The organism is Methylobacterium sp. Leaf111, from assembly GCF_001423285.1.
Lineage (GTDB): Bacteria > Pseudomonadota > Alphaproteobacteria > Rhizobiales > Beijerinckiaceae > Methylobacterium.
This window is the reverse complement of sequence record NZ_LMNE01000015.1, coordinates 1-14,275: the sequence shown is the minus strand read 5'-3', so window position 1 is coordinate 14,275 and position 14,275 is coordinate 1. Positions and strand designations below refer to the sequence as shown.

General features: G+C 63.0%; 13 protein-coding genes and 1 pseudogene. 8 read left to right on the top strand and 6 right to left on the bottom strand.

What is annotated here, in order from left to right:
• Positions 1-80: 80 nt before the first annotated feature.
• The 4 genes from ASF41_RS24770 to ASF41_RS11205 all read left to right on the top strand — a co-directional run bounded on the left by ASF41_RS24770 (position 81) and on the right by ASF41_RS11205 (position 3,222).
• Positions 81-305 (top strand): hypothetical protein, encoded by a 225-nt coding sequence (locus tag ASF41_RS24770; RefSeq protein ID WP_056453524.1) that lies wholly within the window; start codon positions 81-83, stop codon positions 303-305.
• Between the two features lie 445 nt (positions 306-750).
• Positions 751-1,698, top strand: coding sequence for an MBL fold metallo-hydrolase (locus ASF41_RS11215; protein ID WP_056351015.1), 948 nt, complete (start codon positions 751-753; stop codon positions 1,696-1,698).
• A 312-nt stretch (positions 1,699-2,010) separates the two neighbouring features.
• Positions 2,011-2,769, top strand: coding sequence for an SDR family oxidoreductase (locus ASF41_RS11210; RefSeq protein ID WP_056453521.1), 759 nt, complete (start codon positions 2,011-2,013; stop codon positions 2,767-2,769).
• A gap of 12 nt (positions 2,770-2,781) precedes the next feature.
• Positions 2,782-3,222: a hypothetical protein gene (locus ASF41_RS11205; RefSeq protein WP_056493249.1), complete on the top strand. Its 441-nt coding sequence runs from the start codon at positions 2,782-2,784 to the stop codon at positions 3,220-3,222.
• Between the two features lie 3 nt (positions 3,223-3,225).
• Here the strand turns inward: ASF41_RS11205 and ASF41_RS11200 are convergent, their stop codons facing one another.
• Together ASF41_RS11200 and ASF41_RS11195 are read right to left on the bottom strand one after the other, a co-directional pair.
• Positions 3,226-4,125 (bottom strand): sigma-70 family RNA polymerase sigma factor, encoded by a 900-nt coding sequence (locus tag ASF41_RS11200; RefSeq protein WP_056453518.1) that lies wholly within the window; start codon positions 4,123-4,125, stop codon positions 3,226-3,228.
• Positions 4,112-4,507: a hypothetical protein gene (locus ASF41_RS11195; RefSeq protein WP_056493246.1), complete on the bottom strand. Its 396-nt coding sequence runs from the start codon at positions 4,505-4,507 to the stop codon at positions 4,112-4,114. Before ASF41_RS11195 ends, ASF41_RS11200 begins: the two co-directional genes overlap by 14 nt.
• Before the next feature lie 706 nt (positions 4,508-5,213).
• Here ASF41_RS11195 and ASF41_RS11190 point away from each other — a divergent pair.
• The 3 genes from ASF41_RS11190 (at position 5,214) to ASF41_RS11180 (ending at position 7,318) form a co-directional block, all read left to right on the top strand.
• Positions 5,214-5,690: a BLUF domain-containing protein gene (locus ASF41_RS11190; protein WP_055955782.1), complete on the top strand. Its 477-nt coding sequence runs from the start codon at positions 5,214-5,216 to the stop codon at positions 5,688-5,690.
• A 250-nt stretch (positions 5,691-5,940) separates the two neighbouring features.
• A complete protein-coding gene (locus tag ASF41_RS11185) occupies positions 5,941-6,855 on the top strand; it encodes a B12-binding domain-containing protein (protein ID WP_056493243.1) in 915 nt (304 codons plus the stop codon).
• 40 nt (positions 6,856-6,895) lie between these two features.
• The gene (locus ASF41_RS11180) at positions 6,896-7,318 is read left to right on the top strand and encodes a BLUF domain-containing protein (RefSeq protein WP_056493240.1); all 423 of its coding nucleotides are present in this window, start codon (positions 6,896-6,898) and stop codon (positions 7,316-7,318) included.
• A gap of 64 nt (positions 7,319-7,382) precedes the next feature.
• Here the strand turns inward: ASF41_RS11180 and ASF41_RS11175 are convergent.
• Positions 7,383-7,610: pseudogene (locus tag ASF41_RS11175) on the bottom strand (hypothetical protein); the annotation flags it as partial.
• An 89-nt stretch (positions 7,611-7,699) separates the two neighbouring features.
• A complete protein-coding gene (locus tag ASF41_RS11170; protein WP_407067274.1) occupies positions 7,700-8,977 on the bottom strand; it encodes a carotenoid oxygenase family protein in 1,278 nt (425 codons plus the stop codon).
• 88 nt (positions 8,978-9,065) lie between these two features.
• Between ASF41_RS11170 and ASF41_RS25405 the strand changes: the two genes are divergently transcribed.
• Entirely contained in the window at positions 9,066-9,461 is a 396-nt protein-coding gene (locus ASF41_RS25405; protein WP_162242111.1) for a hypothetical protein, read from the top strand.
• Positions 9,462-9,769: 308 nt separating this feature from the next.
• Here ASF41_RS25405 and ASF41_RS11165 read toward each other — a convergent pair whose 3' ends face one another.
• Together ASF41_RS11165 and ASF41_RS11160 are read right to left on the bottom strand one after the other, a co-directional pair.
• Positions 9,770-10,438, bottom strand: a complete 669-nt coding sequence (locus ASF41_RS11165; RefSeq protein WP_056493231.1) for a recombinase family protein — start codon at positions 10,436-10,438, stop codon at positions 9,770-9,772.
• A gap of 1,135 nt (positions 10,439-11,573) precedes the next feature.
• A complete protein-coding gene (locus ASF41_RS11160) occupies positions 11,574-14,165 on the bottom strand; it encodes a DUF5906 domain-containing protein (RefSeq protein ID WP_056493227.1) in 2,592 nt (863 codons plus the stop codon).
• Between the last annotated feature and the right edge of the window lie 110 nt (positions 14,166-14,275).

Below are 14,275 nucleotides of genomic sequence, written 5' to 3'. Positions count from 1 at the left end.
CATATCGCTTCACAAGACGCTTGCGCGCGGAAGGCTCCGAAAGCCTGACGGCTACATGCCGGCAAGAGAGGGGTTATGACATGACCGGATATACGGCACGCAGCCTGTTCTCGCCAACGACATGGCGACGCTTTTGGACGAGGCTCGGCGAACTCGAAGAGGCGTTGGCCACGACCGAAGGCGACATTATCGACCGACGTTTATCCCGGATCGAAGCCGAGATCGCCGAGTTGCGCGCCCATGCCGGCCTTCCGCGGCACATCGCGTCCGAACCGATGTCGACGGTGTCGTCATCCCGGTCATGATCGGTTGTCCAGGGCATCCGATGCGCCTTGCGAACGCTCATCGCCGCAACCGGCTACGGCGAGACCGGCGGCCGTGGCTGGGTACGGGAGCCCAACTCCCTGACGCCGTGGTGCCCGCCGGCCTCGCCATCGCAGCAGCGAACGACGGCCGATATTGGCCCTCTGGTCCGAGAACTGCTGTTGGCGAACGACCACTTTCGGACCCAGCGCAAGTTGCCTTGAGCGGCGAGGTTGGGTCGAGACCTGCCGGTCAGGTCTGCGACTGTGACGGTCGAGTTTCTGCCGGCCCATTTTGGGGTGGCGATGCATGGAAGCGAAGATCGCCTCTAAATTCTATTTTCCATCGCTCATGTCACATCTGCCAACCCAATCTCGTCCCTGTGGCATGACGCGCGTTTTGCGACCGCCGAAACAGATGCACGCGCGTCCCACAGAAGGGATGACGATGACTATTGTGACACCTGCCAACGCTGGGCGGACCGATCCGGAACCGAGTGGCCTTTCGCGTACGGGGAGCGAGGAGCTGGTGCCCTCGCGCTACGCGGTCCGGATCGGCGAGATCGACGTGCTGGTCGTCAGCGATGGGGTGCTGCCGCTCCCGACCAAGATGCTGGGGCACAACGTCGAACCGGCCGTAAGGGCTGTCTGGCTGAAGGACATGTTCCTGCCGCAGGACGCGTTCGACTGGTCGTTGAACGTGGTCCTGGTTCGCAGTGGAGACCAGACTATTCTCATAGACGCTGGGTTGGGGCTGGATCCGAACCTGAACCTGCCGCGGGCTGGACAACTGGTCAGGCGATTGGACGCCGTTGGCATTGACCTAGGGTCCGTGACCGACGTGGTGCTTACCCACATGCACATGGACCATGTCGGCGGGCTCCTCGTCGATGGCGTGAAAGAGCGACTGCGCTCGGACCTGCGGATCCACGTGGCGGCTGCCGAGGTCAGGTTCTGGGAGGCGCCGGATTTCACTCACGTCAACATGCCAGAGGGTTTCCCTGAGGCACTTCGAGCGGCAGCCCAGCGGTTTGCGCGAGAGTACCGTAGTCAAATTCGTCTCTTCGAAGAGGAACACGAGGTCGCGCCAGGGGTCGTCGTGCTTCGTACCGGCGGCCACACCCCGGGACACAGCGTGGTCCGCCTGGCATCCGGCGGCGACAGGCTGACGTTCGCCGGTGACGCCGTGTTCTCGGTCGGGTTCGAGCATCCCGACTGGCACAACGGCTTCGAACACGATCCCGAGGAGGCAGAGCGTGTTCGCGTTCGGCTCCTGCGAGAATTGGCGGCGACCGGCGAGCAGTTGATCGCCACGCACCTGCCGTTCCCGTCGGTTGGTCGGGTCGCGGTCGATGGCGACGCTTTTCGCTGGATTCCCGTTTTCTGGGACTACTGACTGCAAGGGGTCCGTGCTGGCCCGGCGCTCCATTCGACGAGCACCGGCACACGGATGACCCATCGCCACTCGTTCATCCCCGAAATTTCTTCCGAGGACGCGCTTCCGTGAGGTCGCGTGCCGTTCCGGAAGGCTCATCCCGGAACGGCTATTTTAGTCTGGGCCGTCGACTGCCGGAATATCCCGGAAGGTCAAGCCCTCGCCGGGTCGAAGTCGATAGCATCGAATCCGCGCGTCTATGTCACACGACAAGTGCGCTCCTCGTCATCGCTGCAACCGGCCCGCTGGGGTCGGACTTGAAAGGAGCGTCACATGAAGATCGTCGTCATCGGCGGCACCGGGCTGATTGGCTCGCAGGTCGTCACCACCCTAGGGAGCGTTGGACACGAGGTGCTCGCGGCCTCGCCCAATACGGGGGTGAACGCTGTGACGGGCGAGGGCTTGGCGGAAGCCCTGCAGGGCGCGAATGTCGTAATCGACGTCGCCAACTCACCCTCCTTCGCCGACGACGCAGCAATGGACTTCTTCGTCCGCGCTGGACAGAATTTGGCTGAGGCCGAGAAGGCCGCGGGCGTTTCGCACCACGTCGCGCTCTCGGTGGTCGGAACCGAGCGCCTGCTCGACAGCGGCTACTTCCGCGCCAAGCTCGCTCAGGAGGAGTTGATCGCCTCGGCGGGTGTGCCCTGGACGTTGGTCCGCGCCACGCAGTTCTTCGAGTTCGTCGCGGCGATTGCCGGAGCTTCGATCATCGACGGCACCGCGCGCGTGACCTCCGCGTCGATCCAGCCCATCGCGTCGGCCGACGTTGCGGCGAAGGTCGCGGAGGCCGCTTTGGCGCTACCCCGAAACGGCATGATCGAAGTCGCCGGCCCTGAGCGTTTGCCGATGGCCGAGCTGGTGAGGCGCCACTTCGACGGCATCGGCGAGCCCCGGGACGTCATCACGGACGATACGGCCGCGTATTTCGGGGTGGTTCTCGGAGGCCCCTGGCTTACGCCCACGGGTGACGCGTGGCTCTCGCAGCGGCGCTACGGCGAATGGCTGGCGGGACAGCCGAAGCGAGCGGGCTGAGACCTGCCGCCAATGGATGCGGCCTACATCTCGGCGCTCTCCGCGCTTGCGGGGTCGGCCATCGGCGCGATGGCCTCCTTCGCGACCACGTGGCTGACCCAACACAGCCAGGAGCGCGCAACCCTCCTGGTGCAGGACCGCGCGCGACGGGAAGCTCTCTATGGCGAGTTCATCCGGGAGGCGTCGACCTTGTTCGGCGATGCCTTCCGGCACGAACTCGACGGCCCGGCCAAGCTGGTGGCGCTCTATGCCATCGTGAACAAGATCCGGCTCTTCGGAGAGCCGGACACGCTCCAGGAAGCCGAGCGGGTCATGCAGCGCATCGGCGAGACCTACTTCGCCCCGAACAAGGATCTCGCCGCCTTCGCAGACATCCGCCACGGTAGCGGCCTCGACCCGCTCTGCGCGTTCTCAACCGTTTGCCGCAGGGAACTGGCAATCGCCCGCCGTTGAGGCTCAGTGAGGCGTCGGCACTGTCTCAGATCCTCCGAACAACTTCGCCATTCGCTGGAGCTTGTCTGGATTCCGGGTGAAGTAGATGCCGACGATCAATCCACCTTGGATGTCCAGAGCGACGGTCTGGAGCATTCCACCGGGCTCCAGGCTGAAATAGCCCGGCAGGCCGTCGATCCAGAGGTCCTGCAGCTTCCGGGCATGCTGGATCCACGCCTTGCGCGCAGCCCCCTCGAACATGCGCGTGACCTTGTCGATGCCGATGATCGGCCGGGGGAAGGCGAGAACCTTTCCGCCTCCGTCGGAGTGTACGACGACGGCATCGGCGAGCATGCTGCCTAGCGCCGCAATGTCGCCGGTCGCCGATGCCTCGAAGAAGGCCTTCGCGATGCGCGCGCCCTCTTCCCGCTCGACAGGAAAGCGCGGGCGTGCGGCCTGCACGTGTTTCCTGGCCCTTGCGGCGAGCTGACGGACCGCCGGTGGTTCACGCTGGAGGGTGGCCGCGATCTCGGCGAGTGGGACCGCGAAGACGTCGTGCAGGATGAACGCCGCCCGCTCAAGCGGTGAAAGCCGCTCAAGGGCCAGCATCAGCGTGAGAGTGAGATCGTCGCCAGGGGCTTCGTCTGGGACGAGGGCGACAGGCTCGGGTAGCCATGTGCCGACATAGGTCTCACGCCGGACCCGCGCGGACTTCATCACGTCCAGGCAGAGACGCGTCACCGTCCGCGACAGGAAAGAGCCGGCTGAGGTAACCTCGGAATGGTCGACGTGGCGCCAGCGCAGCCAAGCGTCCTGTACGACGTCCTCGGCTTCGCCGAGGGACCCAAGCATGCGGTAGGCAAGTCGGACGAGCCGCGCCCGTTCCTGCTCGAAGACGCGGGTCGGATCATCAACGGTCGGCACGGCGGAACGACCAGACGCTGAAGGCGACCGCGATAAGCGCAGGAAGCGTCACCGCGGGGAAGTCTCGGGACAGAACCTCCGGCCCGCAGATGCCCACCGCAACCTCCCAGAAATGGAACAGCGCATGGCCCGAGAGCCAGATCGCACCCATGCACCAGAGTAGGACACGCAATCCGGGTCTCACGGCCCCGTACACGAAACCCAACCCGATCAACACGAAGATCAGACCGATATCGCGCAGGAAGTGCTGATTGAAGGGGCCAGTCGTCGTCACGCCCGGCACCGCGAAGTACCATGCCTCGGGCGAGGAGAGCATGAAGATGCCGTTTCCGGCCAGGCCTGCGCCGAGGATGGCGGCGAGTACCGGAATCGTCCTGATCATCGAGCTCTCCCACGTGATTGGTTCACGTGAGTGACGATGCACTGCCGTCTGATGTGACATGGGGTGCAAGTTTCCGAGTAGCACATTTCGGAACCTCGGCCTTGCGCCACTCCTGTCCCTGAACACCGTCTGCCAGACCCGATTTTCGAGCGTGGCTACGAAGCACTCGCTCAAGCTATGTCACAGAGCCCGGGGAAGCCCCGACCGCGACGATGTCCACCGACGAACGACCGCTTTCGAGATGCCCGGACGTGGCCATCAATGGCGACATTGGGTCGGCTTCGGTCAGTCCGCACTACGACTGGGTTGGTGGTTTCCTGCCAGTTCGCTTTTGTGGAGCAGCCCCGTGGAAGCGGCAATCAGCTGCGGCGCTCGCTAGTTGCGTGCCGGGTTGAAACCATGGATACCCGAAGACAGCGCTCTTCAGTTCGAAGCCTGCCAGCTGGGCAGCAAGACTCGGTAACGGATGCTGTCACCTCGTTACGCGCTCGCGCCTCATGTTCGAGACAGTCCTTCAAGGGGTACGTGAAAGGCGGGATTGGCCGAGGCTGTTCGCGCTGACGGGCCCATCACGCGGGAGAACCCGCGATATCGGCGCAAAGACCTGGGCAACCAAGTCCAGTTTCAAATCCGGTGAGATGCGCTATCCTGCCGTCCTCATGCTGGGCAGAACGGCTCGTCCAGCATCCCTGGAGAGGGTCCACCCATGTTGGACGAATACGGCTTTCTCCGTGGCGCTGAGTTGGACGAAGGCGCTCTGCCCGCTCTGTATCACTTCGTCTACTGCAGCCGTGCCGCCGATGGCGTCGATGACGCGGAGGTCGACCGGATCGTCGAGGCGGCCCAGCGGAACAATCTCGCTCGCGGCATCACCGGAGTTTTGGTCTTCGGCAGTGGCATTTTCTTTCAATGGATCGAGGGGCCGGCGGCCCAGATGCAAGATCTTGTCGCGAGCCTCCAGGGTGATCCCCGCCATCACGATCTCGTCACGCTCAGCCAGAGTGAGGAAGAGCGGGAGCGGCTCTATCCGAACTGGGACATGGAGAAGGTCGAAGCCGAGGACATCCGCGTCGTCTTGCAGGACGCCCTCGAAAGCACCGACGACAAGGACAATATCGCGGCCCTGACGCGCATCCTGCAGCAACTCGACACGGGTCCACTCCATACGCTCGGGCGCCTGTAGTCGCGGCAGCGCTCGGAAACTTTCCAGCCATATCCCTGCAGCGTCGATGTCCTGATCGATGAGCGCGCGCGGGGCGGATACAAGAATACCCCCTCTGGATTGTCGAGCGGACCAAAGTACACGTCGAGCCGGGAACTTTTCGCGAGCGCCTTTACATTCCGTCGGCGCGGCGCTCTGATGGGTCCAAGAGGCGCACGGCCATCGACCGACAATCGCCCCGGCACAGGAAGAGCGTTCGGGGGAGCGGACCATGTCAAACCTCGCTTTGTCCACCACTGCGTGGACTGATCCGTCGGCGCGACCCGCCGGCTGGGTCTCGGAGGTTCGGCTTGCCTATGCGCGCAAACGCACGGCCGAGGACAGCCGCCAGCGCGCCCTAGCTCTCAGCCGCATCGTCGAAACAGACATCATCCCGCGTTTGAAGCTGCTTCACCCGCAGCTTGCGCCCGCGGCGAGCGCTCCGCTCGCCAAACCTGACGCGCAACAGATCGAAGCCTTCACGCAGCTCCTCCTCGGTTCGGATCTCTCGGCCGCTTCGGACGCCGTCAGGGATCACCTGGCCAAAGGCCATTCGACCGAGAGCATGTTCCTCGAACTCCTTGCACCGGCCGCCTCCTTGCTCGGACGCCTATGGGACGAGGACCTCTGCGACTTCATCGAGGTGACCGTGGGCGTTGCCCGCCTCCAGCTGCTCCTCTCGCAATACCGATCCGAAACGAAGCTCTCCGCTCACGACGAGGCCCGGGCGGCCCTCCTGATGGGGGCACCGGGCGAGCTGCATACGTTTGGCGTGGCCGTCGTGGAGCAGTTCCTGCAGGTCGCAGGATGGCAGGTCACGAGTGGCTTGGCGTCCAGCCCGGGGCAGATCGCAAGCCTCGTGAGATCGAGGTCGTTCGATGTCGTCGGACTCACGCTGAGCTGCGAGACCCGCATCGAAGGGCTTACGGCCTCGATCCAGTCGATCCGCGACGTCTCCCGGAACCGTTCGATCGGCATCATGGTGGGGGGGCCTGTCTTCCTCGACAAGCCCGAACTTGTCGAGCGGGTCGGCGCGGATGCCTCCGCCGTCGACGCGCCTACGGCTGTCCTGCTGGCGCAGCGGCTTCTCGAGATCGGCCTCGAAGAAAGGCGGCGGGCTGACACCCAAACCGCCTCCTGCGGGTGACACCAAGGTTTCGAAGGTAACGCGATCGGAGGCTAGCCAAATGAAGCTCGTGCAGCTCGTCTATGCGTCCCGTCCGTTCGGATTCGATCAATCCACCCTGGATGGCATCCTCACCCAATCGCGGCGCTGCAACACGCGGGACGGTCTGACCGGCGCTCTGGTTTGTCGTGGCGACATCTATCTCCAGCTCTTGGAGGGCAACGCAGACGCTCTCGATGCGACCTATGCGCGGATCGTCCAGGACGATCGGCACCTGGAGATCACGCGTCTCGTCTATGCGGATGCGACCGAGCGTCTGTTTCCCGCCTGGTCCATGCGGAGCGACCCTGCACGCACCTGGATGTGGTCCCAGGATGACGTAGCCAAGGGGGTGGCAACGCAGGCGTCACCCGAGTCCGTACTTGGAATTTTTCGACGGCTTGCGGCCGAGCCCGTCCAGCCACCTAAGCTCACCCTCGTATAATCTGCAATCGAAGGGCGCGCCTGAGGTGTGCGTAGATGAAATTGAGGCCGGGCGTACTGCCTCAATGGCCAAGTAGGTGCGGCTTAACTGGTCCCAGGGACAGGGGCTCCCGCAGCAGTGAGTTGTCGAGCAGGTAGATCTGGCCGACCGAGAGGTCGTTTTCTACCCGCTGGTAGGCATCGATGGCAGCGAGACCTGTCGGTCCCAGCGGTCCGGGCACGAAGCCGGGGAGGAACGGCTTTCCTCCGTGATCCTGGATGACGGCAGGCTGCGGGTCGCTCGCAACGGGCATTTCGGCTTCCCGGGCATTACGGGACAATCCTGCGCCCCATGAGATATTACATAGGAAAGCGGATCAACTGCCGAAGCATCCAGAGACGGTCACTCGGCCCACGACTTTGGAAACCAGTTCCCATGAAAGCCTGGCGGGATCCGATGCCCCAGGTGCACCGCGGCGACGGGCGGCGCCTCGAATGCGCGCGCGTTGAGGATGACGAAGTCGGTCGTATCACTCACCGTGTCGACGACGAGCCCAACGAGCCAGCCCTCGTCTTCTTCAGCCTCGGGCCTCGCCGGCACGAACACGAACTCGCCCGGGACTCTGTCGGGGCCGAACTCGTGAACGCGCCGCTCCCGTGTCTCCAGATCGTGCTTGTAAAGTTGCGTCGCGCCCACGAGCTGCGTGTTGCCGTCGGCGGGGACCGAGCCCGTATAGACGTATCGGTGGTGTTGCCCAAAGCGACGCTCGTCGATCCGGGGGAACTCCTGCGCCGCGGAATCGATCACCCGGCGGTCGACCCGCCCCGTCGTGGGGTCGGCTGTCCAGCGCTCCAGCCGGCCCGGTGCATCGAGGCCACCACCGGCCGAGGCGAACACCCTCTCGTAGGTCACGACGTCGAGGATCACCCGCCCATCAGCGTCGTCGTAGGCATTGGCGACGTGGAAGACGAAGCACGGCTCGACCGCGCACCAGATGATGTCGGCGGCCGTGCCATGCCGCGGGAGCAGGCCGACGCGGGCGCGGTGGGCCGGGTTCCAGCGGAACGGGAAGCGGTGTCCTGCCAACACCGCGCGCATCGAGAAGGTGACGGGCAGGTCTAGCACGACGACGAAGCGGGTCGTGATCGCGCAATCGTGGATGCAGAGGCCGTGCTCGACCGGAATTGAGACGTCCCGCACAACGCGACCGGCGGGCGAGATAACGACGTGGCGCACGCTGTCCCAGACGCGGCCGTCATAGGCGATGGCATGTGTTTCACCGGTCGCCGGATCGCGATGCGGGTGCCCCGTGAAGGAACCGGCGAGGGTGCCGTCGAACGTATCGTAGCGCTGCGTCTCCAAGTCCTCGGATAAAAAGACGGGAAAGCTGCCAGCTTCGACCACGGCAAAAGCGCGGCCGCCGATCGCGACGACGTTGGTGTTAACGGTGTCGTCGCCGCGGCGCGGCCCCGGGGCAGCGGGGCGGCCGAGCGCTGCCGAAACTGCATGCGAGCCGATCCAACGGTTACGGTACCACAGGGCCTTTCCGTCCTCGATGCAGAGACCGTGCACCATGCCGTCGCCCAGGAACCAATCGTGGCCGCGCGTCGTCGGGCGGGCGGGGTTGGCGCCCATCTTGAGGTAGCGGCCCTCGAGCCCCACCGGGATCGTCCCGGTCACGGGCAAATCCCGCAGGGTCAACTCCTCTCGCATCGGCGCGTGGACACCGACTACAAAGGGGTGCTGCGTCCTCGGAAGGCGCAATCGATTGCAGGCCGCCACTAGCGCGACAAGGCCTTCGGCGGCGGCACGCAGGCTGGACCCCATCAAGTTCGGCATCGGGCGCTGGCTCGGGGTGGTCGGAGGAAAAGCGAAGGCCCTCGTGATGGAGGTGTTCCCGTTGCCGAACAAGAACGACAGCTCTGTTCGCCTGGAACAACTGAGCAACCTTCTCGATGAGCATCTAACCACGTCTGGCCACGCGACGAGAGTGGATCGCTGCGTCTATGGCGCAGTCAGCCAAGCGCTCGGACGCCTCCAGCCGCCGGATGGATGGCTGCTTTTGGGTTTGCTATCGACCAACTTCTACGGCGTGGTTGGGTCGGAAGCAGCCGGTGTCAAGCGTCAGCTTTTGACCACTAGAATGCCCATCGCATGTCGCTAGTTCGAATAGCTAAGCGTGCCCCCATCCGGCACTACCACCAAGCTAGTACCCCCTTATTTTTAAGCGGATGGGTCTTTTCGGGTTTGATGGGTGGGAGGGGGTCTGTCGGGTGCGCAGGCTTCGCTTGGGCGACCGTGACGTGAGACCACCGTTATAATCGAACGGCCGAGCCTCTTGGGGCAGTGGGGGGCCTAAACGCGGGTTTTGCCCTGGCGTTCCGCCTGTCCCATCCGCGTGCGTGCTGGTGCGTGTGTTAGGTACTGGTCAAATGGAGGCACCTTCTCTGCCACGCCGATGCTGTAGCAGCCTCAGGGGCGCTCGAGTGCCCGCTTCACTTGGACAGCCGACCACTCGCTACCCCGTGCGGTAGGGATGCCCCGGGCATTCAGGCCGGCTGCAATCTCCCGGAGGGATACGGCCCCGGCCGCACGTACCTCCTCGATAACGGGAGCCACGTCCGATGCTCGGGAAACGGCCTTGGCCTTGGTCGCTGCACCGCCGCGTGCGCTAGCGCCAGCAGGCGGTGTGACGCCACGGTCGCCACCAAGCTTCACGCCGCGTGCCTTGGCAGCCTGAAGTGCGGCCTTGGTGCGTGCGCTGATCATTTTGCGTTCGGCCTGTGCGACCACCGCCATGATGCCAACCACCATTTCATTGGCCTCTGGCATATCAGCGGCCACGAAGCGCACGTTGCTCGCCTGGAGGTTTAAAAGAAACGCGGCATCGCGGGACAGTCGATCCAGCTTGGCGATCACCAGCGTGGCGTTGTGAAGGCGGCACAGGCGCAAGGCTTCGATGAGCTTGGGGCGGTCGTTCCGCTTGCCGCTCTCGACCTCCACCACTTCGGTGACAAGGGTCCACCGGCCGCCATTGAGATAATCGGCCACGGCCGCACGCTGCGCCTCTAGGCCAAGACCACTAGCGCCTTGCTTGGCGGTGCTGACACGCAGGTAGCTGATGAACCGACCCTCTGGCATAACCACCCGCCTGTGACGCTGCCATCGACGTTCGTTGATTGCTTTGTAACAGGCGAGTACGATAAGTCGCAAGCGTCAAAAGCGGGTGGATGCCGATTTGACTTTCCGAAACCACCAGCACCGGCGAACTCGCCGAGCGCTCCCGTACCTCCTCCATGTTGGTATGCAGTTCCTCCATGAGCCCGATGATCCGCAGCTGGCGGGTCTCCACCATCTTGGGCGTTGCGCCTGGGTGGTAGTCCAGGCTCAAGCCACCCCGGAGGTGCGCTAAGGAATCCATCCCGGGTTCCACGGCCCACCGGAGTAGGACCTTGTCGCCGGGCCGTCCGGGCCATTCCACGGTCCTGGTGGCGTGCACGAGCCCGAGGAGGCCCTATCCGGCCATGTCGCGTACCTGATCCCCCTGGGGCCCTACGGTCATGCATGTGGCCTTCACGAAGCCGAGCACCGTGTGCGCACTAGCCGGCGTGATGGACCGGTCGCTGGCCATTACCGCACCCTGCATCCCGGCCGATGCGTTCACGCTAGTCGCGCGGCAGATTGCCATGCACACCGCAGTGACGGCGGTTTGGGACTGTGCGATAAATTTCGAGCGTGGGACAAGGTTGGGGTATTTGGGACAAGGGTGACAAGGGTCCCCCATTCCCCCAGCGAGCACGCGCGCGGATGCGCGGGTGCGGGCGCACGCGTGATTTTGCACCACCATATCGCTGAGGCCGAAAAGCCGTTTCGAAGCAGTATGTTATCGAAAGATACCCTTGTCCCAACCCTTGTCCCAAACCACGTCTCAGCCTCGTCCCTACCTTGTCCAGAATGGCCAGTAATTCCTACTATTGCCGTTGCTATGTTTTGACAGGAACGTAGTAATCCTCCCCGGCCCGAATTAATTCGGTTGATCCTCTGGGGTTGGAATTAACTGGCCGCGTCGAGTTAGTTATCGTCCGAGCGTCCGGAGGCCCATTATCTGCCGAATTGGCAGCACAACGCCGATGGCGCTTTGAGGCTGAGCAGTGATTACGGATTGCAAGCCTGGACCCACCCGGCTCTGGTATGCCTGATCCGGCCATCGTTGCCGCTCGGCGCCACTCGTTCATACAGGGTGGCGCCGTTCGTAGCCGGGAACAGCCGCGCGAGCTCAGCGCCTTGTTTTAGGTTCGAGACGAGGCGGACCAGAGAACAGGTCCCATGCGTGGTCCTGGACGAGGGGGTTCGCCCGTTGGTCGCGTGCGATCTCCTGCAAAAGCTCGTCTCGGCTAGCGCTGGCGAGGCGCCGAATTTTACGCTCGCCCGTCTTGAATCCGTAAATGGAGGGGAGCCGTGTTGAACCGGATTTGAGGTCCGCAATTTTTTCGGCCTTTGATTTCAGCCGCCGCAAAGCGGCCTGTGCAGAACGACCAGGGGCCTTGAATTCATAGTCGCGCCGTTCGTCCACGGCACCGTTAGTGTTGCGGTGCTCGTTTTCACCCATCGCCGACATAACCTCGGCTATTTCCTTCAGGTCGAATATCCAACGGCCAGCGTGACGGAGGCTCTCCAAGGTGGCCTCCATATGCCGCTCCCATGCATCGGCGATGCCAGCAATTTCCGCCTCTTGCTTCGCCACGGAAACCGGCGGTGCCTTCGCCACCTGATAGTGCGAGATATCGCGCTCCAGCAGGTAGCGCCAAAATATGGCTAGCCGCTCATGATTCTTCGTGATGGAGGTTAGGTCCGAATAATATTGGTCGTCCGGGCGGTTCTCGCTCGTGATACCACACGCGATATAGAAAATCCGCCGGTCCCCTTGCTCCACCGAAATGGCATTTGCATAATTCGACGTAGAAACGATGCGGGCAAAATTCCGGATGGAGGCTCCATTCTTAAATTTAGCCTCGATTTGGATATAATCGCCGTCTGGGCCAGGGTCCACCATTTGCTTGAGCACAGACGTAACGGCAGCCATGTTCGCCGGGGTTGTCCCGTCAGGCAATTCCTTGACTGAAATAATGCGGCACCCCTCGATATTTGCCATGACGAACCGGCGAGACGCCTCGGCCATGAGCTTGGTTCCGTCGATAGAACCACCCATGTCCTCTCCAATCCCGTCGAACATGGAGACAAGCATATTTGAATAGATAGATTTGCCCATGCCCTTTTCGCCGACTAGGAATAGCATGTGCCCAGGGCGCTTGGTCGTCTGCACCATGTAGGCGAGCGTATCCAATTCGTAGTCCGCGTGTTCGCCAAAAACCCGCCCAATGAAATTGAGCAACAGCACCAAGTCCTTGTTGGCCTGTTTCTGGTTTTTCGGCGGTGAGCCGGCCGCGAGGATGACGGGGGACAGATAGCGCAAATTCAATTTGCGGATAATCTCACCGTCCGGCTTAGGATCATCGATAATCTCTCCACGCTCAAACCCGGGGTGCCGCGTGTATCCAGTGTAGAAACCATATGGGAATAGGGCTCGCATATCACGAACGAGGTTCCACAAACCGGCCTCGGACGGGGGGTAGCGTCCGCTTGTGTGTAGTTCTTGAATAAGCGAGACATCCGGATCGTCAGACTTAAATTGCCACCAGTCCGAGGCTTTCCATTCCGTAGAGGCGCGTTTTTTACGTCGCATCCGCAGTGTGTTGTCATCGGTGGCGGTGTTGACGCGGCCAAATACGAACAGCTTGAAAACCTTCGCGAGCAATTCGTCCTTTGCTTCACGCCGGGCCTTTTTATCCGCCTTGATTTCAGCCGTCATCGCAGCGACGTCGCCCGTAAATTCCGAGCGGGCCGACACGAACACGCGGTGGCGCTTAAACAGCCGGTCCAGGGCGTTCCGGTCCACGCGAACCGCGCGCTCTAGGCTGTCCCATACCTTGTCGAAATAGTCCCGATCCGCGAACCCCTCGGCGGTGGCCCAAGCCTCCACATGGTGGCGGTTGGGCTCGGCCTCGGCGCCGAGGGCGGCACGGATGGCGGACAGGGCGAAAACGAAATCGTCGCGGGTGGGAAAATTGGCCTCGTCGTTCGGCACCCGCTGGAGACCGCCAAATATGTCCTTCACGGGCATAACGGCGTCCTGGTCTGAATAGTCGCGCTCGGACCCTGCGGCGTGCCCACCCGAGGAGTGGACGATATAGCCGCCTTGCTCCTCTAGCGTCTCCTCAAATGCCGCGAGGAACCGGCCAATGTCGGCGTTGTCGATTTCCTCGATAAGGTTTTCCCGGAACAGGTCCGCTAAATCATAATCCGGGTCCCACCGATAAGGTGTCCCGGTCTTATGCATTCCAGCGATGACGTATTGGTTTCCCGAACCAATAATATCCATTTTGTGGAGCGGGTCCGTATCATCCTCGCCCTTGAGCCGGTAGGCGATGTGGCGGGTCCGAACCACCCGCGCTTCATCGTTGAGGCTTGCGGCCTTGAACGCGTAGAGCCGGCGGGGGCTGTCGCCGCGTAGGCGCTCGGCGAACCCGGCCTCACGGCCGAACACGTCTAGAACCACGCTTTCCACCAGCCGGCGGGCATCGTCGTTCTCGGCGTCGCTGTCGATACCTGGGGCGAACCGGCCGAGAATCCCGACGCTGGAGGTTGGCCACGTGGCCATTTCCTCCAGGTCCTCGGGGTCCTGAATTCCGTTCGTGACATAATCGCCCGTGAGGCCACCCCACGCACTATCGCGGCGGAACCACCGAGCCGGGGCTTTTCCGAGATTGTCGGGGAGGGATTTGGCCTTGGTGGAAATCTTGCCGCCCACGGGGGCAATCGGCAGGGTAATTACCCAGGCCCGTAATGGCGGGGTTTAAGCGCCGACGGTCTTGAGGATGGTGCCGAAGGGCGTGGCACCGGTCAGGCGTGCGGTATCGA